Annotated in this window: 20 protein-coding genes; 10 read left to right on the top strand and 10 right to left on the bottom strand. The window is 31.1% G+C overall.

The features are described 5' to 3' along the window. Nucleotides 1-235 precede the first annotated feature (235 nt). Together V9L05_RS09540 and bshC are read left to right on the top strand one after the other, a co-directional pair. On the top strand, nt 236-1,606 hold the full coding sequence (locus V9L05_RS09540) for a hypothetical protein (protein WP_338815290.1): 1,371 nt from the start codon (nt 236-238) through the stop codon (nt 1,604-1,606). Between the two features lie 310 nt (nt 1,607-1,916). Continuing rightward, on the top strand, nt 1,917-3,539 hold the full coding sequence (gene bshC, locus V9L05_RS09535; RefSeq protein WP_338815289.1) for a bacillithiol biosynthesis cysteine-adding enzyme BshC: 1,623 nt from the start codon (nt 1,917-1,919) through the stop codon (nt 3,537-3,539). 22 nt (nt 3,540-3,561) lie between these two features. Here the strand turns inward: bshC and V9L05_RS09530 are convergent, their stop codons facing one another. The 3 genes from V9L05_RS09530 to V9L05_RS09520 form a co-directional block, all read right to left on the bottom strand. Next, nucleotides 3,562-5,670 (bottom strand): TonB-dependent receptor, encoded by a 2,109-nt coding sequence (locus V9L05_RS09530; RefSeq protein WP_338815288.1) that lies wholly within the window; start codon nt 5,668-5,670, stop codon nt 3,562-3,564. A 69-nt stretch (nt 5,671-5,739) separates the two neighbouring features. Then, a complete protein-coding gene (locus V9L05_RS09525) occupies nt 5,740-7,119 on the bottom strand; it encodes a sorbosone dehydrogenase family protein (protein WP_338815287.1) in 1,380 nt (459 codons plus the stop codon). A 157-nt stretch (nt 7,120-7,276) separates the two neighbouring features. Continuing rightward, entirely contained in the window at nt 7,277-8,326 is a 1,050-nt protein-coding gene (locus V9L05_RS09520; RefSeq protein ID WP_338815286.1) for an alpha/beta hydrolase, read from the bottom strand. Nucleotides 8,327-8,608: 282 nt separating this feature from the next. On the opposite strand from V9L05_RS09520, the gene V9L05_RS09515 reads away from it, so the two are divergent. The 6 genes from V9L05_RS09515 (at nt 8,609) to V9L05_RS09490 (ending at nt 15,280) form a co-directional block, all read left to right on the top strand. Further along, complete coding sequence (locus V9L05_RS09515; RefSeq protein ID WP_338815285.1) at nt 8,609-11,506, top strand: DNA translocase FtsK 4TM domain-containing protein; 2,898 nt, start codon at nt 8,609-8,611, stop codon at nt 11,504-11,506. Nucleotides 11,507-11,865: 359 nt separating this feature from the next. Then, nucleotides 11,866-12,399 (top strand): bifunctional pyr operon transcriptional regulator/uracil phosphoribosyltransferase PyrR, encoded by a 534-nt coding sequence (gene pyrR, locus V9L05_RS09510; protein ID WP_338793487.1) that lies wholly within the window; start codon nt 11,866-11,868, stop codon nt 12,397-12,399. A gap of 255 nt (nt 12,400-12,654) precedes the next feature. Next, a complete protein-coding gene (locus V9L05_RS09505) occupies nt 12,655-13,179 on the top strand; it encodes a hypothetical protein (RefSeq protein WP_338793490.1) in 525 nt (174 codons plus the stop codon). Between the two features lie 55 nt (nt 13,180-13,234). After that, complete coding sequence (locus V9L05_RS09500; RefSeq protein ID WP_338793492.1) at nt 13,235-13,666, top strand: hypothetical protein; 432 nt, start codon at nt 13,235-13,237, stop codon at nt 13,664-13,666. A gap of 85 nt (nt 13,667-13,751) precedes the next feature. Further along, on the top strand, nt 13,752-14,567 hold the full coding sequence (locus tag V9L05_RS09495) for a hypothetical protein (RefSeq protein WP_338793493.1): 816 nt from the start codon (nt 13,752-13,754) through the stop codon (nt 14,565-14,567). 119 nt (nt 14,568-14,686) lie between these two features. After that, a complete protein-coding gene (locus tag V9L05_RS09490) occupies nt 14,687-15,280 on the top strand; it encodes a hypothetical protein (RefSeq protein WP_338815284.1) in 594 nt (197 codons plus the stop codon). Between the two features lie 36 nt (nt 15,281-15,316). Here the strand turns inward: V9L05_RS09490 and V9L05_RS09485 are convergent, their stop codons facing one another. After that, the gene (locus V9L05_RS09485; protein WP_338815283.1) at nt 15,317-16,498 is read right to left on the bottom strand and encodes a hypothetical protein; all 1,182 of its coding nucleotides are present in this window, start codon (nt 16,496-16,498) and stop codon (nt 15,317-15,319) included. Nucleotides 16,499-16,680: 182 nt separating this feature from the next. On the opposite strand from V9L05_RS09485, the gene V9L05_RS09480 reads away from it, so the two are divergent. Continuing rightward, a complete protein-coding gene (locus tag V9L05_RS09480) occupies nt 16,681-17,796 on the top strand; it encodes a hypothetical protein (protein WP_338815282.1) in 1,116 nt (371 codons plus the stop codon). 70 nt (nt 17,797-17,866) lie between these two features. On the opposite strand, the gene V9L05_RS09475 is transcribed toward V9L05_RS09480, so the two are convergent. From V9L05_RS09475 to V9L05_RS09450, 6 genes are all read right to left on the bottom strand, one after another. Continuing rightward, nucleotides 17,867-18,280 (bottom strand): hypothetical protein, encoded by a 414-nt coding sequence (locus V9L05_RS09475; RefSeq protein WP_338815281.1) that lies wholly within the window; start codon nt 18,278-18,280, stop codon nt 17,867-17,869. A 33-nt stretch (nt 18,281-18,313) separates the two neighbouring features. Next, nucleotides 18,314-19,180 carry a glutamate racemase gene (murI, locus tag V9L05_RS09470; RefSeq protein WP_338815280.1) on the bottom strand — a complete coding sequence of 289 codons (867 nt, stop codon included), beginning with the start codon at nt 19,178-19,180 and terminating at the stop codon, nt 18,314-18,316. A gap of 108 nt (nt 19,181-19,288) precedes the next feature. Then, a complete protein-coding gene (locus tag V9L05_RS09465; RefSeq protein ID WP_338815279.1) occupies nt 19,289-19,711 on the bottom strand; it encodes a YraN family protein in 423 nt (140 codons plus the stop codon). A gap of 4 nt (nt 19,712-19,715) precedes the next feature. After that, a complete protein-coding gene (locus tag V9L05_RS09460; protein WP_338793500.1) occupies nt 19,716-20,111 on the bottom strand; it encodes a hypothetical protein in 396 nt (131 codons plus the stop codon). A gap of 222 nt (nt 20,112-20,333) precedes the next feature. Next, nucleotides 20,334-21,407 (bottom strand): M42 family peptidase, encoded by a 1,074-nt coding sequence (locus V9L05_RS09455; protein WP_338793501.1) that lies wholly within the window; start codon nt 21,405-21,407, stop codon nt 20,334-20,336. A 261-nt stretch (nt 21,408-21,668) separates the two neighbouring features. Then, a complete protein-coding gene (locus V9L05_RS09450) occupies nt 21,669-22,208 on the bottom strand; it encodes a GNAT family N-acetyltransferase (protein ID WP_338815278.1) in 540 nt (179 codons plus the stop codon). A gap of 420 nt (nt 22,209-22,628) precedes the next feature. On the opposite strand from V9L05_RS09450, the gene V9L05_RS09445 reads away from it, so the two are divergent. After that, entirely contained in the window at nt 22,629-23,390 is a 762-nt protein-coding gene (locus V9L05_RS09445) for a hypothetical protein (RefSeq protein ID WP_338815277.1), read from the top strand. Nucleotides 23,391-23,420: the final 30 nt, after the last annotated feature.

The following is a 23,420-nucleotide window of genomic DNA, read 5'->3' as shown; positions in this document are numbered from 1 at the left end:
CACTTTTGCTTTACCCAATAAAAATAGCCTTTTACCTTAAAGTATATTTGTGTTTATCGAAAACGAAAGCAGTTTGGCACTTCTACGTAATTTCTTGCGTGGATTTTGAATAGTATCTATCAATTCTGAGTAACTCTAAAGCAGCAAACTTAAATTTAAGAATGTAGTAAGACTTACAAGAATCTCTCAAAGAAATTTATACTATAAAGACCAACTAGCTACACGATTTTCAATTATGATAAACTATATATTCTATAAATCCGAAGAACTATTCTATCAGCTATTTTCAAATAATAGTCGTTATCGCAAGACTGCTGAAGCAATGAATGCAGAGAACTATTATGAATTGCAAGCTGTTTTAGAATCACATCTGCGTAGAGGATATGGATATGCAGAATTTCAAAATTGGAATGATGCCGTCAGAGAATTTGAAAAAGTATTGGGCATTCATCCTAATCATACAGAAGCTCTTTTTGGATTAGCTGTTTCATTTTATAATCGTTGGTTGGATTATGGAAAAGCAACTGACAAATATCGTGCAGCAGGCTTAGCTCGTCGTTGTGTAGATAACGAACCTCAACATTATAAAGCCATGCAACTCTTGAGTCAAATTTATAAAGGAGCTGCCTTTGAAGAGGCAATGAAAAAACGCTCTTGGCACACTAACATTATGATGGGGCTTGTTGGCGTAATGTTTCTTTCTAGTGGATATTTAGGATATAGTTATTTAGAGCAAAATTCTAATCAAACTCCATTTGCAGATGAACTACTAACTCTAAACAATATTACTAATAATACAGCCAATTTAGCATTTGATAATGAGAATGCTCCTATGCAAGCAGAAGGTTCATTAAAATCAATTACTATTTTGGAAGATGAGGGACTTCATTTGCCAGTAGAATGGATAGTAAACCCAAAATTTGAAGGTCTAAAGTTAGAAGTAGAACAGTCTAAATTCAAAAACTTTAATGGTTCATATTCCTATAATTTATTAGCTGATTTGTATGTTTCTAGTGGTGCAATTTCTAGTCTCAAACTCAAAATTGAGCTTTTAGATAGAGATGGAAATGCCATCGCACAAGATGTAGTACAAGCCATAGAAACCTTTGACCCAATTGCTAGAAAAGGAGAATCAATTCCGTTTCGTTATTTGGAATACAGAGAAGAATTTGTAGAAAATGCAACACTCGTACGAGTACGGGTAGAAAAAGTAGAATATCAAGCAAATACAGAAATGAATACTGTTCCCGTAAATTTGGAATGGAATAATATGAGCAATTTTAATCCTAACATTTTGCTTTCTGAAAGAGTAAGTAACTTGCAAGAAGCAGATGAAAATGGTACAACTGGAGCTTTTCAACACTTTGAATGGGAAATCCAGAATGCAACCGAAAAAGGACAAGTAAAATTATTACAAGCAGAAATTAAATGGATAGGACATCAGGGACAAACATTAGACAGCAGAACAACTTATTTAATAAATTCTTCTGAGCCAAGTTTGAAAGCAAATCAGATTCGTAGCATTGGAAGAGCCTACCGTTTGGAAGGAATAAATAAAGAAGATATTGCTCGTTACTCAGTAACAATAAAAGAAATTGAAGATTAAGTAATGATGTCATTGGTGAGGACACCAACAACGGCATACTAATCAAACAAAAGACATTCAAGATTAAGGATAGGATAGGATTGAAAATGGCGTAGGAATTTTTCCTACGCTATTTTTGTGTTTTTAAATTCCAACTTACAGAATCAAAACAGTAGTTTGCAGCATAAAAAATCATAATTCAAAATGGAAGAATCAACTAGAAAGTTAAAAAGTCTGTATCTTACCTCTTTATTTTAAGACTTTCAAAACTTACTTTAGTTACTTGTCGTTACTCAAGTTTTAACCTCAACGCTACCTTTATTTTTTGCTTATGCGCTCCAATTATTCTACCTACCAATTAGATTTTTCTAAAACCAATCAGTTTTCTGGACTATTTTTAGACTACATTTCTCAGAAAGAAGAGCTAAAAGAGTTTTATGGAAATTTACCTCAACTAGAATACTTTGAAAAACAGATTGATTTAAAGATACAGAATAATTCATTTACTATTGAAAAACGAAATATTTTAGTAAATGCTTTGCATAATCAGTATGCTAATACAGAAAATCCACCAACAGAAACTATAAATTTACTCCAAAGAGAAACAACTTTTACAGTTACTACAGGTCACCAACTCAATATTTATACAGGCACACTTTATTTTCATTACAAAATTCAGACAGTGATTAATGCCTGTAAAATTTTGAAGGAAAAATATCCACAATATGATTTTGTACCCATTTATTGGATGGCGACTGAAGACCACGACTTAGAAGAAATTGCTTCTTTCAATATGTTTGGAAAAAAATATACGTGGCAAACTGAACAACAAGGAGCAGTTGGAAGAATGAACACAAAAGATTTAAATGATTTGGGTTTTAAGGAAGAAAAAGCAAAAGAGCTAGGAAAATTTTATAAAACAGCAGAAAGTAAAAACGAAAATCTAGCACACGCCACACGAAATATTGTGCATTCGTTTTATAAGAAAGATGATTTAGTGATTTTAGATGGCGATGATGTAGCTTTGAAAAGACTATTTATTCCGATTATTAAAAATGAATTGGGAACTCAAAAAAGTCATTTAAAAATTGAAGAAAGTAGCAAAAAATTAGATAAACTAGGTTATAAAACACAAGTTACACCACGAGAAATCAATCTTTTTTATTTAGAAGATAATTTGAGAGAACGAATAGTAAAAAATGAAAACTCTCAGAATAATGAAACTTCTTTTGAAATTCTCAATACAGATATTAGTTTTTCAGAAACTCAAATGATGAATTTGGTAGAATCAAATCCTGAAAAGTTTAGTCCTAATGTTGCACTTCGTCCTGTTTATCAAGAAATTATTTTACCAAATCTTTCCTACACAGGAGGATCTGGTGAGCTGGCATATTGGTTGCAACTCAAATCTATGTTTGAGTATTTTGAGGTAGATTTTCCAATTCTTTTACCTCGTAATTTTGTCTTATTTATTCCCAAAGTCATTCATCAGAAAATGACTAAAACAAATCTTTCTTTGGAAGATATTTTTAATCCTTTTGATAATCTAAGAATTGATTATGCTACTAAAAATGCTCAGAACGATGTTTTATTAGAAGACGAAAGAAAGAGTTTAGAACAAATTTTTGATAAAATAGAATCTAAATCTATAAAGTCTATAAATACGACAGATAATTCTCTTCAAAAATCTATTGCAGGTGAAAAACATAAAGCCTTAAAGCGAATGGAACACATATCTAAAAAGCTGCGAAAAGCAGAAGAAAGAAAATTATCAGATTCTATCAATCAAATAAAATCAGTAAAAGAAAATTTGTTTCCAAAAGGTAGCTTGCAAGAGCGTCATGATAACTTTTTGAGTTTTATAATAAATGACCCAGCATTTTTAGATAAAGTACAAGCAGTTTTGAATCCTTTTGATTTACGGTTTTTAGTGCTTGTAGAAAAAGATATTTGATTATCTGAATTTAATGATAAAATCAAAATCTGTATTCAAACCTCAAATTACCAAAGTAATTTCTAGGCAAACCTGAGTAATAAAAACGTGGTTCACTGTTTCCAAAACCTGTTGCATTAATTAAGATAGCTGATGCATACTTTTTATTCAATAGATTATCAACTCCTACACTTGCCTTTATAAAAATTGTGTTGAGCAAGCTGATTTGATAATCTACTTTCAGATTTAATAGATTATAGGCTTCTGAATATAATAAATTTGCATCATTCATAGGCATTTTTCCAACATGTTGATAAATGAAATGAAAAGCGAAACTTTTATTCTGTTTGAGAGAAAAACCTGCATAGAGTTGTTTTTCAGGAACTCCTGTAAGCTGATTTCCAGAAAAATCTTTTTCTTCATCTACAAAATCTACAAACTCGTGAAAATTAAGTGTTCCATTGGCAAAAGTTTGAAACAACCAATTTTGATTTAGTTTTAAAGTATAATCTGAACTTAGCTCTAAACCTTTGTGCGAAGTTTTTCCTGCATTTCTACCAATATATTGGTCTTCATTAATTCGTTTGGCAACCAAAAGACCATTAATTTGAAGTAAATATGCTGAAAGATTAAAATGTAGATTATTGTTTTTTAGAAAAAACAAATCTGTTCCTATTTCATAGTTCCACCCTTTTTCTGCTGTAATTTTTGGGTTTACAAGTCCGTTTGGTGTGAGTGTTTCCTCTAAACTAGGATAATTAAAACCTCTACTCACATTGGTATAAATACTTTTTTGAGGTGAAAAAGAATAGGTAAAACTAATATTTGGAGCAAGGATAGGTTCAAATTTTCTATTTATATCCGAATTATCCAACTCATTTTGATAATCGTAATAAGTATGATTAAGATTGAGTCCAAACTGTGAAGATAATTTTTCAGAAAGCTGTAAAGTTGTTGTCGCAAAAACAGAATAATTCCATCGTTTTTCCATGTTTTTACTCAAATTGTTTCCTTCTAAACTTCCATTTCCATTATTCTGTTGATATAAATTTTCGTATGTTTTCCAGTCATAATTATCATAATAAATTTCTGTTCCTGTGCTTATTTCTGCATCAAAAAAAGAAGGAAGAGAAATTGCAAAAAGTGTTCTTGTGCCTAAACCATCTGTATTTTCTGTCAGAATATTAAATGGACGAGGCTCATAATTTTCATTCTTACTATAAAAAACGCTTGTTGTATTACTAAAATTAGAATTGAAACGATGTGTCAAAGTGATGGCAGAAAACAACTGTTTTTGGTCTTCGTAACCTTTTGCTTCTTTCCATGTAAAAGCAGCTTTTTCAGGATTTTCTTCAAAATCTGTTTTGGAAATAGAGCTTGGAATCTGTCCAAAATAATCTACATAATTAAATAGGAGACTAATTTCTGTCTTTTTGGAAAGATAAAAAGTAGGTAACAAGAAATAATTTTTTCTATCAAAATTACTGTTTTCTCTATATCCTTTTTGTTCAAAACGGTCATAATCAAAATGTAAACTAAACTTTTCACCTCCATAATTTCCTCCTATATTATTTTTCATTAGTCCAAAAGAACCCAAAGTGAGGCTATTGACAATGGAAGAACTTCCTTGTTTTGGAGTTTTAGAATTTAGTAAAATTGTTCCACCCAAATTTGTTCCGTATTGTGTCGCTTTTGCACCTTTTACAATCTCTACACTTTCCAAGTCTTCAGGATTAAAGATATTAATCACTGTTTCACTCACACCATTTGTAATTGGAATTCCATTAAAGTAAGCACGAATTTTATTCGTTCCATAAAGCGTTCTTGAACCTACTCCACGAATCGTAATTCGGTTAGTATTTATTGCTCCTTGCTGAATAAAAACCCCTGCTGTCTGATTCATTATGTTTACCAAATCTTTAGGAGAATGTCTATCAAAATTTTCTTGTTTTAGTTGAGTTGTAGGAATAATTACCTCGCTACTTTTGAGATAATTGGATGAAATAATGACGCTTTCTAAAGTTTTATCTAAAGAATCTGTATCATTTTGATTTTTTGTTGTTTGTCCAAAAACATTGTTTTGGAAAATGACTAAAGTAAAAAAGATAGCAATTAGAAATTTAATTGCTATCTGTAAATTTAAAAATTTCATTGTTTAATTCATTTGTCGCTCAGAGAAATATTATATCTAGTCGTCATTGAGATTTATGCAATCTATTTTCTATTCTGAATAAGAAACTTTCCAAATAACTCCACCTGTATCATCATTAACCAACAAATCTCCATTTGGCGTTACAGTAGTTGCAACAGGGCGACCAAAAACGGTTGCTTTTTCTCTGTCATCAATAAATCCTGTCAAGAAATCTTCGGCTTGTCCACTCGGTTTTCCATTTTCGAAAGGAATAAAAACCACTTTATACCCTGCCATTTCCGAACGATTCCAAGAACCATGTTGCCCTATAAACGCTCCCTTGTGATACTTTTTAGGAAACTTAGTATTATCATAAAAACCCAAACCCAAAGAAGCAGTATGCGAACCCACAGGAACATCAGGCATAACTGATTTTTCAACTAATTCTGTTTCTAGTCCAGACATACGAGGGTCTTCTATTTGTCCATAATACGAATACGGCCAACCATAAAAAGCTCCTTTTTTTACACTTGTAACATAATCAGGCACTAAATTATCGCCTAGCATATCACGCTCATTAACGGCTGTCCAAAGCTCTCCACTTACAGGATTCCAATCCATTCCAACAGGATTACGTAAGCCATTAGCATAGATAATTTCATTTTTTCCATCTAAATCTACCTCTAAAATATTCGCTCTTCGAATCTCTTCCTTCATTCCATACTCTCCAACATTAGAAGCCGAACCAACTGAAATATAAATTTTGTCTTGTGCTTTATTGGTAATAATGTTTCTTGTCCAATGATGATTGTAACCACCAGCAGGAAGTTCTACTATTTTTGTTCCTTTCACATCTTTTAGAGAAGTTTGTCCTTCTTTGTATGGATATTTCCAAAGTCCGTCTGTAGTTGTTACATAAAAATTATCTCCAATAATGAGCATTCCGAAAGGTTGATTTAGATTTTCTATGAAAACTTCACGCATATCAATTTTCCCATCATTATCTGTATCTCTCAAAAGAGTAATTCGATTGGCACTCTTTACTGTGTTTGCTTCTGATACAAAATAATCTCCATTTGGAGCAATATACGTCCAACGAGGATTATCCAAATTATCAGCAAATTTTGTAACTGTAAAACCAGCAGGAGCTTTTGGTGTTTTGTCTTCCCACTTGCTAAGTCCATATCGTTTGGCAACTGATTCGGTGGCATAAGGTGCAGGAATTTCCAAATTACCAACAGCTGTTTCTACTGTCGAAGGAGTGTAATTTCCTTTGGCTTTCTCATTTTCTATAGCTTTTTGATTTTTAGATTTTACGTTTTCAGCTTCAAGAGCATCATTGATGAGTTCGAAGTCAGTTACTACTTCAACTTCTGATGCTTCTGTTTTATTTTGAGGAGTAGATTTGCAAGCTGTTAGTAGGAAAAAAGCTACAAAAAAGAGGGAAAAATATAAATTAAGTTTTTTCATAGTTCTGATAAATTGAAATAAAAATAAGAGTTTAAAAAATAGTTTTTTGTTTAGAATCAAACTGTCAAGACACTTCTGAGGTATCAGACAGTTTATAGCAGGTTTATTTAATTGTCTGACTCTTTAAAGTTTACTGACAATTTTTAACAAAAGATTTTTACTCTTCAATAAATTCTATTAAAGGAGTAATAAACTTTTCAAAACTTTCAATATGAGGTAAATGCCCAATATTTTTGATTTCGACAAGTTTTGAGTTTGGGATTTTCTGTTTTGTTTTTTTGCCTAACTCTTCATATAAGCCCATTGTTTTACGAACTTGTTCATCTACCAAAGGTTTTCCTAAAGCTGATCTGTCTCGTGTTCCAATTATCAAAAGAGTAGGACATTTGATGTTTTCAAATTCATATAAAACAGGCTGCGTAAAAATCATATCATAAGTAAGAGCTGCATTCCAAGCAATTTTTTGATATTCCGAATTGAGTGTCCAGCCTGCCAATAGGTTTACCCATTTATCATATTCGGGTTTCCATTTTCCATCATAATAACTTTCTAATTGATACTTTTTGATGTCTTGAGCTGTCTTTTTGAGTTCGCTTTGATACCACCATTCTATATTTTGATAAGGAACTTTAAGTTTCCAATCTTCTAATCCAATTGGATTTTCCAAAACTAATTTTTGTGTAATTTCAGGATACATCAGCACAAAACGAGTAGCCAACATTCCACCCATTGAATGTCCCAAAACAATAGTTTTCTTGATATTCAAACTATCTAAGAGTTTTTTTGTATTCTGTGCAAGGGTTTGAAAAGTATATTGGAAATTATCTGGTTTAGATGATTTTCCGAAGCCAATTTGGTCAGGAATGATTACTCTAAATCCTTTTTTGGTAAGTTCTTTTGTTGTTTGTTCCCAATATGCACCATTAAAATTTTTACCATGAAGAAGCAAAATTGTTTTACTCTCACTTTCTTTATACTCTGTTGGCTTTACATCCATATAAGCCATTTTTAGTTCTTGTTTTTGGCTATTAATTGTAATATAATTTACCTCAAAAGGATATTGATAATTAGAAAGCATTATATCCAACCAAGTGAGTTCTGCCAAGTCATTGGGTACTTTATCAGAATCAGTAACTTCATTTTGAGCAAAAGCAGAAATAGAAAATAAATATAAGAACAGAAAAAATGTAAAAAATTGAATTTTCATTAGGTTAAAAAATTAGATAAAAAAAAGTTATTTCAAATCATTAATTCTAACCTTAAAACCTTCTTAATTGTTAGGTTATTCTTAAATTAGAAGAATGACTTGATATATGAGGTTTTGAACAGTTTATATTTTATATAAAAATTAGATTCCTTTTTTGATAAAAATTTAAGCAAAACAACAAATTATAGTATTAAACTCTAAAAAATTGCTATTTTTGTTAGTTACTCATTCTATACTATAAAGACATTTTATATAAGCCAATATTTTAGATATTTATTTTTTATGGCAGATAATTCATTTAAAAAATCCATTTTCGATAATCAAAATTCTTCTCTAGAATCAGAAGAAAAAATACTAGAAGATGGAGACACGCAAAGCTCTACTTTTTCATTTTCTCAAAAAATGAAAGATACTTTCTCGGCTTCAAATCCAGAAAAACAAAACTCAACATTCATCAATTTGCTTTCTGCAATTGGTATTTGGGTTTTTGTTGTACTTTTAGCTGTTTCTTTTATATCTTTCATTTATACAGGAGAAGCTGACCAAAGTCTTGTTTTGGGATTCTTTTCAGATACACCTACTGAAGAAACACCTAAAAACTGGTTAGGAATGTTTGGAGCTGTGCTTTCTCATTTTCTGATTGAGCGTTGGTTTGGAATTGGTGCATTCTTACTTTTGGTTATTGGTGCAACTTCTGGACTTGTCTTGACAAAAAAATATGAATTAAATAAATGGAAAGAATTATCGATTAGTCTGTTTTTTGTAATTTTCGTAATGAGTTCTATTTTGGGTTATTTGGTCTATATGACCGAAACTCAAACAGCTTGGGCATTTCTTTGTGGTGGAATTGGTTATGCTATTTCTGCACTTTTTGGACAGATTTTTACACCTGTTTTCATTATTGCTGCCTTAGTTGGCTTTGGTTATTTCTTTGGAAAAGACCGTTTGAATATAGAATTATATACGAATTTTTCAGATAAAAAAGACAGAAATAAATCTAAGGAACAACAAACTCAAAACCCTGTTCCCTCAGCTGCTGTTGATGCTTTTAAAGAAATTGAGGCAAGTAAAACACAAACTACTGTACAAGAGAATGATGAAAAACCTAGAGATGAAAAACCAAGTAAAGAGGAAACTAACCCAAATACAGTAATTTCTCCACTAGTAAAAATTGAAGACAAAACACAAAAACAACCTAGTGTAAAGATTATAAAAGACAAAAAAGAAAGCAATCAGCCTAAAAAAACATCTTTCTTTGATAAAATATTTGGTCAAAATTCTGAAATAGATAAACAAGAAGAATCAAAACAAAAGGAAAAGAAAGAAGCAAATCCATTTGAGAGTACTACTAAAATAAAGGATAACCTTAATAGACAACTTCCTCAAAAAGAAATTAAAAACGAGCAGTTTGGAAAAGAAATCCAGAAAGAAGAACCTGCAACTGATTTGAGAAGCGAAATTGAAAAGGCTAGAGAAGAGGCAAACTCTAAAAATAAATATAATAAGAAAGACGGAAAGAAAGAAGAAGACCCAAAAGACAAAGATGGTTTCTTTATTCCATCAGCTAGAGATTTTGGAATTAATAGTGAAGATAAAGACAATAAAGAAGAGCAAGAAGAAGAAAACCCTTTTGCTATTCATATTCCATCTACCAAAACAACAAGCCAAGAACTTCCAAAAGAAGACACAACAGAAAAAGTAGAAAACACTATACAAAATACAGAAAAAGAGCAACAGAAAAATCAAAACGTCGAAGAGCAGGAAGAAGAAAAACAAGACGAACTAGATTTGGATTTGCCAATGCCTCCATCTGTAAGCCGAGTAAGAGATTTGTATGGTGAAAATGTCGAAGAGTTGATAGAAGAAGAAAATGGGAAACCTCTTTATACAGGAATTACACCTTACAATCCGAATGATGAACTTCCAAAATATGCAACTCCTCCAACCGATTTATTAGATAATCCAGTTGTAAAAAAACATCAAATTGATAAAGAAGAACTTACTGAAACTAAGTTAAGAATTGAACAAACTCTCAAAAATTTCAAAATTGATATAAAAAGGATTCACGCAGAAGTAGGACCAACTGTTACACTTTACGAAATTGTGCCAGCACCAGGGGTAAAAATTGCACAAATCCGAAATCTAGGAGATGATATTGCGCTTAATCTTTCAGCTTTAGGTATTCGTATTATTGCGCCAATGCCAGGGAAGGGAACTATTGGAATTGAAGTTCCAAATAAAGATAGAGAAATTGTACCTCTCCGAACGCTTTTAGAACACGAATCTTTTAAGCATTCAAGAAAAGAATTGCCTTTAGTTTTGGGAAGAGATATTTCAAATCAAATTTTTATTGCTGACCTTACCAAAATGCCTCACCTTTTGATTGGAGGAGCAACAGGGCAAGGAAAATCAGTTGGTATAAATGTAATTTTGACTTCGCTTATCTATAAAAAACACCCAAGTGAACTCAAATTTGTGATGATTGACCCTAAAAAGGTAGAATTTTCACTCTTCTCAAAACTAGAAAAGCATTATCTTGCTCATCTTCCAAATGCTGAGCCGATTGTTACAGATTCTGTTGATGCTGTCAAAACTTTAGAAGCTCTTTGTAGAGAAATGGATAATCGCTATGACCTTTTGAAAGATGGTGATTGTAGAAATGTAAAAGAGTATAATCAAAAATTCAAAACTCATCAACTTTTAGATGAGCAACATCGCTATTTGCCTTATATTGTTTTGGTAATTGATGAACTTGCCGATTTGATGATTATTGCAGGAAAAGCAGCCGAAAAACCAATTGCAAGACTAGCCCAAATGGCTCGTGCAATCGGAATTCATTTGGTTGTCGCTACGCAGCGTCCGTCTGTAAATGTTGTTACAGGTATTATTAAAGCCAATTTTCCTGCTCGTATGGCATTTCGTGTTACTTCAAAAATTGATTCTAGAATTATTTTGGATACAGGAGGAGCAGAACAGCTTGTCGGACAAGGTGATATGCTTCTTTCAAATGGTTCGGATATTTTACGTTTGCAATGTGCCTTTGTAGATACGCCCGAGGTAGAGCGAATTTGTAAACACATTCAAGATCAAAAAGGTTTTTTTGCTGCTTATCCACTTCCAGAAGAAACTAATTTTGATGTAGGAGAAGATGAATATTTGGCTGGCGATGAGCTTTTTTAAAAAATCAAAATTCAGTAAATTCAATGTAGTGTTTCAAAAGTTTCGTTTTTTGTGTGTTCAACTCCCTAGAGTTGAACGAAATGCTTCCTCAGAACGTGATTTATTTGCTTGAATCACGCTTCTGAGGAAGCGAAACATTCAGTTCTGAGGAACTGAATGCACAACAAAATACAATAAAATTTTTGAAACAGTGTATTCAATATTGTGTAACATAAATTATTTTGTATTTCTTTGTAAAACAGGATCAAAACCCTGTTCAATTTATGATTCTGCCATTGTCAGTAAAACGCAAACAAACGCATTTTACACTGTATTAAATTATTTTATATAAATAACTTTTGCTTTCAACTATCAGTAAAATGAAAAGATTACTTTTTTCTTCTGCATTATTAGACCTTACAGTAAGTCGTCTTTGTGAACAACTTATAGAAAACTATTCCGATTTTTCTGATACTGTTCTTTTGGGAATTCAGCCACGAGGAACACTCTTTGCAGAGCGCATTCATCAGCGTTTAGAAAGTCGTTTGAATAAAAAAATTCCTTTTGGAAAGCTAGATGTTACTTTTTATAGAGATGATTTTAGAAGAAGAAACGAGCCTTTGAGAGCCAATATGACAGAAGTTCCTTTTGTAATAGAAGATAAAAAAGTCATTTTGATAGATGATGTTCTTTACACAGGAAGAACAATTAGTGCAGCTATGAGCGCAATGGCAGCATTTGGAAGACCAAAAAAAGTAGATTTGTTAGTATTGATTGATAGAAAATATACGAGAGATTTGCCAATTGCTCCCAACTACACAGGCAAAACTGTAAATACTATTTTATCTGAACACATAGACGTAGAATGGACACAAGAAGGAGCAAAAGAGGATAAAATTTGGCTCATTTCTTAATTAATTCAAACAGATGCAACAGACTTCCTAGTCTGTGTAACTAGTAAAATGCTATTTATTCAGACTAGAAAGTCTGAAATACTTGTAACCCACAAATTGAATTAAAAAATAAAGAATCTACTTTTTACAATTCGGAGAAGTGAAGAAAGTAACATTTTGATTTGTTCTACATCTAAAATTTTGTTTTGTACTTAGCTTGTTATTGTTTTTGAAATAGAATTTGATTATTATGCACACTCAAATACTATTCAATTTATGATTTTTGATACAAACCCAGATTTATACGAACGTTTTATGCATGCTGATGCCATTATTAAAGAAAATAAGATTGGCGAAGCTGTAAAAGAATTACAACAAATTCTTAGAGAAGACCCTACTTTTGGAAGGGCCTATAATCATTTAGGTTGGGTCTATCACAACAAATACCAAGACTTAAAAAATGCTGAAGAGTGCTATAAATTAGCCTTGCAATATTCGCCTGATTATCCTCCTGTTTATTATAATTATGCTGTTTTGCTTTCTTCTACAAAAGCATTTGATGAGCTAAAAAAATTACTAAACAGAGCCTCAGAATTTGAAGGAATCAACTTGGGAACAATTCATAATGAATATGGAATTATGCACGAAATAGAGGCACACTATTCAAAGGCTATTGAGTCGTATAATGAAAGTATAAAATATCTTTTTGATACGCATCAAATCGAACAGCGTTTGGCTTCTATTGAAAGATGTAAACGAAAAAGTGGAATCTTTGGTGGTTCACACGTTTCGGATAGGTAATAAAAGTAAGTCCAAATTTATAATTAACAATTTATAATTAATCATTAGAAAAATTATGGCATTAGAAGATAATAATCCTGCAAACGGGGGAAGTGGTGCAGTTGTTCCGACCAACACAAGTATTAATAGTGTTGAGAAAACAAATGTAAGTACGTTCCAAGATTTCATTAAATACGTCGAAGAGCGTGTAGTAGACTTGACAAACCTAGAAATCAAGACAATTGTAGGCGATTTTGATGTAGATGTAAACGAAAAGGTTTCTTTAAAAAGAGATCACGATTACAAGCTCATGAATAGCCGTATCAATTTGATTGATGGAGATATTACAACACATATTAGTAAAGAGTTGGTAAGCGATGAATACGAATGGATGCGTAATTTCCATGCTCATAAAGAAGAAAAAGGACACGAAATTATTCAAGGAAACATACAAGCAATTGCTTCTTTGATTGACCTTTTTAGAGAACTCAATCGTTCAGAAAAATAAGTAAATACTATTTCTTTCTTATTTGTTTATTAGTTTTATACTATTGAGTTAATTATTTATAAGGTTAAAGCGTTTTGTAATTTTTATGAAAAAGGATTTTATTACCAATTTGGCAAATGACCTTTTACGATTAGAGGTAAACACTATCGTAAAAGACCAATTACTGTGTGACAAACCTCGTTCGCACCGTTGGGAACTTTATGATATTGCTAGTGGATATCGTGAGCTACTTACTTCTTATACTGTTTCTCCTATCAATCCAGAAATTGGAGAAAGTAAAGACAGTCAAGAAATGCGAAAAGAATTTAAAAACTTGAATGCTGGTTTGGATTCTTTTTTAGAAATTCAGCATTTTGCAGAAGTAAAACGAGATGAGTTTAAGCAAGAATTAGAGCGTGTTCACCTTACCGATTTAGAAACAGATATACTCAACGAAAGAGTAATGCTTTGTGAACGTATTGTAAGACAAAGCCAACAAATGATTGATATTTTTTTAGATTTACAAAATGAATCTAATGATCCTATTGAAAGTGATAATGACTTTCCTGTTATGCGTCTGAATCATTTGGAAGATTTGAAACTCAATCCTAGTCAGATTTCTATCATCAGAAAGGCAAATGAAATTGGAACTCAGCGAGTGTTGCTTCAAACAGTTGTTCAAGTAGAAGGAGATATTACTTCTTATATCACAACACGCTTTTTACACTTTCCAGAACGAGAACAAAAGATGATTAAAGAAGTACATGAATCTTCAATAATGACTTCTATCCGAATGTGGCAATATCTATTTCAAGCTGTTTCTAGGCTTGCAGGAACTGTATTTACAAGTGTAACAGGAAAGCAAGTCAATACAGGAAGTGCTGCTGATACTCTGACGAGTAAACCAAAGCGAATAGGATAATCAGTAAGTAGTAACCAGTTAATTTTAATTTATAAACAAACTGTCAAAACTGTATTCTCGCTGTTCTACTTAACTCTGTGTTAAAAAATCTTTTTTAATTTTTAATTTGTAATTGATTCGTGTGGAAAATAATCCTAAAAAACTTCTGGGTTAAATTTAAAAGATGGCTAGACATTCGTTTAGGTTATATTTCTGCTGCGCCACGTCTTATTTTATATTTGATTGAAATTATACGATATGGAGCTTATACGATTGATACAGAATTTGAATATGTTTTGGAAGATGGAGTAAGTACCGAAAAATTCCTTCTTCGAACACTCATAGAACTAGATGGCGATGTTACTAATTTTGTTCCTGACCCAACAAAATATAAGGAAGAATCATGGTTTTGTTGTTTCGAAGATGCTTTTAAGTTGCATTCAGAAAACATCAAGTTTTTCTTTACCAAGCTAGAAGAAAGTGCTACTTTTTGGGCATTTATGACTACACTTCCTTTTCTTATTGCTGTCAATTATCGTTTATTAGAAGATATTTGGCTATTCATCACAACAGGAAATTTTTCTAAAGAACTACAAGACCAAGTTTTGGAAATCGGTCTTTTTGTAGCTTCTGCTATTCTTTTACCTCAACTTATTAGACTCCTTATTCCTCGTCTTTTAGCTCTTGTTTTAAAACGAATTGAAAGGTATTTAACAGAAGAAGAGAAAAAATAATTTGTGATTATTTTTTTACAATTTATTTTAAATTAATCATTTCCAATGCTTAACAAAAGCAGTTCTCCACATAAAAAAGCGAATGGAACAATATAAAGGAGCTAAAATAAATCCTGCAATTGAGCCAAAAAAGATTACTAAGAAAATAAGTAGTTTAGTCAGAATTTGAATACCTACAGCTTTTATAGTAGGAATTTGTCTTTTTAGAGGTGCAAAAACGTACAAGTTAGCACCCAAAACAGCAATAGCAATTCCTAAAATTGGAATAAAACCTAATGCTATACTCAAAGGAAACCAAAGTGCATAGCGTTTTTGTACAAACATAATATAGGCTTTTCTATTTTCAGAACTATTCAAAATATGTTCTTTTCTACACGTAGGACACACTTTTTTATTTGTCTTTACTGCACAATATCCACAGCGTTCTTGAGTAAGAAGACTAAGCATTTGTTTTTTTCTAGCTTTCGCATCATTATTTATTTGCTCTTCTTTTTTCTGTCCTAAAAACCCTATTTTATAAATTTCTTTTTGTGGAGTATGGCAGTTACTACACTCTAAAGCAAAAGGAGGATTTTTATGCTGACACGAAAAACACGTAATTTTTTGTTTTTCTTCATTGGATTTGATTTTTCGTTGCCATAAATAAAGAATACCTACAATAATTCCAAAGAAAATAACAGCTCCTATTCCTGTCGCCAAAAGTAAAAGAAAACCAAAGAAAACAAATGTATCTTCAATACTAGAAAATATAAAATTGAGAAAAAGATCACCATCTCCATCAATTTCTAAAAGCCATTGTTGTATGGATGCTCTCAAAATTGTAAGTCCATAAACAGCACCTGCTGTAAAGGAAATCATTACATAATCTCCCATTCCTGCTTGATAAATTCCTTGCATAATTGCCTCCGAATCATTATCAACAACACCTAAAAGCATTATTGAATAAATAATTGGTTTCAAAAAAGGTTCTGCTTGTAACCAAAGAACTTTTATATCTGTATTCTTATCTGCCAAAATCTCTAAAACTGCCAAAATACCAAGGACAATAATTACAGGAGTTTGTGTAATAAAAAGTTCTGCCGAAGGGGCATCTACCTCTGTAAAAGGAAAAATATTCGGAAATCTAAAAAGCAATGAAGTCAGAAAAGCAGGTAAAAAGGCACGAGAAGCAAAAAGTGGAATTGTTCCGACGGCATGCAAAATAATAGCTAATGACATAATAGTAAAATAAGAAGTTAGACTTTAGGAATAAAAGAGTTTTCTGAAATAAGAATAGAGTTGTTATATACGTATATTTCAGAATTTTATTAAACAATAAATAGGATTTTATTGTTATAAAAGAGTATTTTAATCAATATAAAGATATTGATTACCATTTTTTAACCTTAATTTTTATAGTTATGAATCGCAACGAAATTTTAGAACTCGCCTCACAAGAATCCAAACATTGTGTTAGTATTTATATTCCTACTCATCAGAAAGGACACGAAGTAAAAGAAGGATACTACAAAATTAATCTAAAAAACCAAATCAAGGAAGCAGAACAACAACTGCAACGAAAAGGTCTTTTAGAAAACGAAATTACAACATTTTTAAAACCTGTTCAAAATCTTTTAGAAGATAGTAATTTTTGGTCAAATCAAAAACAAGGATTAGCTATTTTTGTCGGAGATAATTTTTTTAAGACTATTTCTTTGCCTTATGAAGTAGAGGCGCATACAACCGTAAACGGACGCATGCACATAAAAGAGCTTATTAAAGATATAGAAGACAACGATAAGATGTATTATATTTTACGTCTTTCTCAGCATCAACCTGCTGCTTTTATGGTTTCGAATGGTGCAATTTCGCCTATTGCTTGTGATATGCCACAAGATATTAAAGAAGTCACCAAATTTTATGATGTCGAAAAAGAAGTTCAGGGTCGCCCTTACACAGGAAATGCAACTCATGCAAATGCACCAATAGAAGACCGAGAAAAAGAGTTTGTTCTTGAGTTTTTTAGAAGAATAGATGAAGCCATTCGTCCTGCTATCAATACGGGTGGAAGTTTTGTTCCTTTGGTTTTGGTAGGCGATGAGCGTATGCATGCCATTTATGAAGAAGCTAATACATATCCAAACTTGATTGCACATCAGTTTAACAAAAACTTTGATAATCATTCAGAAAAAGAAATTTTAGAAGCTGTAAATCCTACTATTTCACTTCGTTTCTCAGAAGACAGAAATAAGAAAATGGAACAATACAACTCTAAAGCAAAACCAACAGTTTCAGAAATTGCTGATGTGGTAGAAGCTGCTTATGAAGGTCGTGTAGATACACTTTTTGTAGGAAAAGGACACCGTTGGGGAGAATTTGATAAAGAAAATTATAAAGTAAGAACCAATCAAGGTAGTGAATGTCTTTATAATGAAGCTGCATTTTATACACTCAAAAATGGAGGAGAAGTCTTTGTAGATGATGCCGAAAAAGTAATGGGTGGAAAAGAAGAAATTGCAGCTATTTTAAGAAACTAAATTTATATTTTTTCTAAAGAGTACGCTACAAGAAAACCAATTTCACTTTTGATGAAATTGGTTTTTTTTGTTAAAAAGAAAATAAATCATGAGAATTATCACTTTCCATCCACCTACCATCTTGAAATACAGCTCCACTTGTATCATCAAACCATATGCTCATTTCATCTGTTTCTTTATCATAGACAACAAAATAAACAAAATCATCTAAATATAACTTTGAAGACGCATTTTCTAAACCTTCTATTTCAAATAATAAACTATCAAATTGATGAGCGTTATAATCATCTTCATTATAAACAAATGACTTGGCTGTAAAATCATATTGGCTACTTTCATCATAATGTGTAGCTGTTACAAAATCAACACTTTTAAAACCTCTAAAGATGCGTAAAATTTCGTTTCGCTCCATTTCCTTTGTTCGGTAATAATTTTGACAAGAACTAAAAGCCAAAATAAAGAAAAGTAAAATTATATTTTTCATAAGAAATTTGCCTTTAACTGGTAACTGTAAAAATCACTCCCAAAGTTTATATAACTCTAATTCTACCTGCCTTCTGAAAAAAATTTTTGTTGTTTCTTCAAATGATTTGGTAAGGTCAGACACATAAAAAATATCTTCTTTAATAGAATAAAGATTCAATAAATTATTTTGTTCTAAGAAAATTCGAACTTCTTCAGCTACAATAAAAGAACCATCTATAATTTCCACTTTTTGAGAAAAATTATCTTGAAAGAATAAATCAATATCTTTTTTAATGAGTGGATAATGCGTACAACCCAAAATCAGACCTTCAATATTTTGTAAAGATTCATCTGATAGATATTCTGCAATAACTGATTTACTAATCGTATTATTAAAAAAACCTTCTTCAATCATAGAAGCCAAAAGAGGTGTTGCAACGGATGAAAGATTAATATTTTTATCTGCTTTATCTATTTTTTGAAGGTAGGCATTTGAATTTATAGTTTGACGAGTGCCAATAAGACCAATATTTTTTCCCTCAAAATGGTCAGCCACATAATTTACAACAGGCTGAATAACGTCAATTACCTTTGCTTTAGTTGCTGTATATTCTTTTATAAGTTCGAAAGCTGCCGAAGAAGCCGAATTACACGCAAACAAAATCACCTTACAATGATGTTTTAAAAGAAAATCAACAGCTTTGATAGAATAAGCCTGTAAAGCTGCCGTAGATTTTTCGCCATAAGGCAAATGTGCTGTATCTCCAAAATAAATAATTTGTTCGTGTGGCAAAAGCTCTTTTACAGCATAGGCAACTGTAAGTCCACCAATTCCACTATCAAAAATTCCTATTGGATTAGTATTTTTGGTTTCTTGAAGATAGGTTTTTAGAGTGTTTTGTTCGTCTTTATTTGACATTGATTTATGTAAATCTGCTTACTTAATAATTTTGAATGAGGAATGTAAAAGTACGACTATTTTACAAAAACTCTAAGATTATTAAAGACTCTTAGGGCTTAAATTTCACTAAAAAGCATCTTCTAAGTGCAAAATTTCTTTTAAAATATCCTTTTCAAAGAGTATTGAAATTATATCAAACTGAATAAATCCCTTAAATCCATAAGTAGATTCTTGATTGTTTTCTTCTTCCAATTTCTCTAAAAATAATTCGGCTGTTTGGGAGATTTTTGAGGCTTGGGCTTCACTTACAAACTCTTCTGGATTGCCAAAATTATCATTTTTTCTTGTCTTTACTTCTACAAAATGAATGACATTTCCTTTTTTTACAATAATGTCAATTTCGCCATTACTTCCTATACCGTTTCCTTTGCCAGCTCTATAATTTGTAGCTAGTTTTTCAAATCCATTTTCTATTAAAAATTGTAATGCTAACTCTTCGCCTTTTTTACCTGTGTTTTGTTTTTGAGTGAGTTTAGGTTTTTCTTTCATAAAATTATCTTTTTCTGACATCCATGGAATTAAAACTTATCCTTTCAGGAATTTTGCCTTGACAAGGACGATATGCTAAAAGTGTAACCGAATGACGTGGATAAATTGCTGTTTGTATTCTGCCCTGCAATTGCATTTTGCTTTCTCCTTCACAACCAAAAGAAGGTGTAAAACTTACCTTTACCTCATATGTATTTGTGTTTCGAAGTCTAACAAGTGTATTATAACGAGTATCGTACATCGAACTTCTATGCTGAATATAAAACTCTACTCCACCTTCTTTTTGAAACAAAACCCAACGATTTATAGGAATTGGGTCTTTTGAAAATACAGTAAAAGAGCTAGACAGAAATAAAATTGATAGAAGAAAAAAAAGAAGTAAAGTAAAATTTAATTTCATGAGTTGTTCTTGAAGTGGTAGTATTTTTATATAAATCTTATCCTTTATTATAAATTATTCAAGATAAAATAAAATTAAGATTAGATTTGTTAATTACTTGATTATCAGTAATTATAAAGTAGATAAAATTGCAAAAAATAAGCCTAACTCAAAAACTGTAATTTAATTAGCATAAAAAATAAAATGGGTTCAAGCATTGAGACTTAAACCCATTTTTCTAATTTATTTTATATATCTAAAATCTGTTCCACCTTTCAAACTAATTACACTTTGGTAAATAAGATCAATAACTGCTTCTACATCTTTTTTAGAAGCTGTTTCTACTGTTGTGTGCATATATTTCAAGGGAATAGAAATAAGCGCAGAAGCTGTCCCTTTTCCAGAATATGCAAACGCATCTGTATCTGTTCCTGTGGCACGACTTGATGCCAAACGTTGGAATGGCACTTTATTTTCTTCAGCAGCTTTAACAATATGCTTTAAAAGATTGTTCTGAACAGCAGGTGCATAAGTAAGAACTGCACCACGCCCACAACGAATATCACTTTGTTTGATTTTGTTATACATTGGAGAAGCAGTATCATGACAAACATCTGTAACAATCGCTACATCTGCTTCAATAGTACGAGAAATCATTGTTGCTCCATTTAGACCTACTTCTTCTTGAACAGCATTTACGATATATAAACCAAAATCTAGCTTATCTTTATTTTTATGAATTCTGCGTGCTACTTCTGCAATCATAAAACCACCAATACGATTATCTAAAGCTCGTCCAGTCCAAAATTTATCATTTAAGTCAATAAGTTCATCTTCAAAAGTAGCTACACAGCCTACATGAACGCCTAGCTCTTCGACTTCTGTTTTGCTTGTTGCACCTACATCTAAAAAAATATTATCTATTTCTGGAAGTGTATCTGCTTTTCCACGCTCACGAACATGGATTGCAGGCCAACCAAAGACACCTTTTACAATTCCTTTGTCTGTATAAATATTTACACGTTTTGAAGGCGCAATGATAGCATCAGAACCTCCATTTTGTTTGACATAGATATAGCCATCATCAGTAATATAATGAACAGTCCAAGCAATTTCATCAGCATGTGCTTCAATGACGACTTTATATTTTGCTTCTGGATTAATTACAGCCACAGCAGTTCCGTATGTATCAGTAAAATAAGAATCAGTATAAGGCTTGATATAATCTAACCAAATTTTTTGTCCACTTTGCTCATAGCCTGTTGGAGAAGAATTATTGAGGTAATTGAAGAGAAAATCACGACTTTTTTTATTCATTTTTGCCATTTTGTTTTTTTAGGAATGTTTTAGTTATGTTTAATTTACTACTACACTTTTGAAAGTGTGTTCTATGGTAGAATATAAATACCAATATAGCAAATCTAATGACTATGAAAAAAGTTTTTTTGATACCCTGTTTTAGTTTTAAAATCTATAAGTAGCTTCAATGGGTTCAATCTTTTAGAGAAAAAGCATTAATTTTATTCTAGATGCCTGTCAAAATATTTATCTTAAATGAATAGATAAGCTACATTAAATTTACTGTATTTTGTCTAGTTTTAATTTATTAGATGAAGGTTGTTTTGTGGAAAAATATAAAAACTCTTCTCCATCTAAAGCTCTTTTGTCTATAAAATGTAATCCAATTTTTGATAGAATTTTCTGAGAAGCCAAATTTTCTTCTGTTGTGAAGGCTACTATTTCTTTTAGATAAAGTTTATCTTGTCCGTATTCTAAAATAGCTTTTGCTGCTTCACTTACATATCCTTTACCTTCATGATTTGGTAAAATAGCATATCCAATGTCTGGAAACTCTAAGTACTCACGTTTCAAAAATCCAATAGCTCCAATTGCTTGATTAGTTTCTCTTAAATTCATTTTATAGAATCCATAGCCATTTTTTCTGTAGTTATCTATCAAAGATTCTTGAACATATTTAGTCGCATCTTCTAATGACTTGATGTTTCTATCTCCAATAAATTCTATCCAATTTGGACTATTTAATAACCGAAGAAAAAAAGGTGCATCACTCAAATTAGCTTCTTCGATAATCAATCTTTCTGTTTCTAAGATTTTCATGTTTTCTTGTAATTAGTATTTTATATTGATTTTCAATCAAAGTTAAGTACAAAATATTATATTAATCCATTTTAACCAAATAATAACAAATAACACTCAAAAATAGCACTTTTAAAGAGTTTATTTCATAAATAAAAATTATCTTTTGTTATTTAATACATTTACCAAATATGATGTAACCTTTAAAAAAAAGTCTTTTTTAACTTGTATAGTTTATTATAATTGTACTTTAATAAAAAAATTTATTCTTTTTACTAAAGCAATTTCAATAGTGATAATAACAAATCAGTTCTTTAAAATATAATTTTTCTAAGAAAGCAAAGTATTTTATAAACAGCTGTTTTTCAGCACATTAAGGTTTTGTACTTTTGTAAAATAATTTAAGCAGCCACAATTTTTTTTTCTTAAAATTTTTCCTCTATGAAAACTTCTATTCTAACACAAAAATCCACAAAAAATACCATAACAATACCAACTTCTATTATACCAGAAAAAATGAATTTGCGTATTCGTGTTTTGCATGCTGTAGACTATCCTGAAATTGCACAAAAATTTTATGAAGGACAACAAGAGGTTCTTGAAGAATTTAATGTAGATAAATCAGCCATTAGTTCGATAAAAGAATCTTGGTGGGAAAACTCAGGTTCTTATATATTTGTAGTAGAAGATGTAGTAACTGGAGAAATTGGAGCTGGGATGCGACTTGATGTAGTAGATCCAACTCACCCTATTCCTCTAGAACAAGCATTAGCTGATGTAGAGCCTGAGCTTGTTACTCGTATTCATAAGCATAATTATATACTTGCCGAAACTTGTGGATGGTGGGTAAGAAAATCATTTAGTGAAAGAAACTTACCTCATCTTCTAATGCGAGCTGCCATTAGTGTTGCAGAAAAATTAAGAATTAAGATAATATTAGGTTTCTTTAATCAATACACAAGAAAAACAATAGAAGTAATGGGTTTTCGCCCAGTAAATAATTTAGGAGAAAATGCTACATTTAATTATCCTAATGAAAAATATCAATCTACTGTAATGGAATTTTACTTAGAAGAATTAAATAATTTACCTCAAGAAGAAGTAGAAATGATCAATTGGTTAAAGCATCACCCTGTACAAAAATTCCATGATGAATTTAAAGGGAGAGTAACTAATTTTCAATATGATTTAAGAATTATGTAGATTGTTTGATAATTAAAATTTAAACCTTTA

Source organism: Bernardetia sp. Wsw4-3y2, from assembly GCF_037126295.1.
Taxonomy (GTDB): Bacteria; Bacteroidota; Bacteroidia; order Cytophagales; family Bernardetiaceae; genus Bernardetia.
This window is presented reverse-complemented; position numbering and strand designations above follow the sequence as displayed.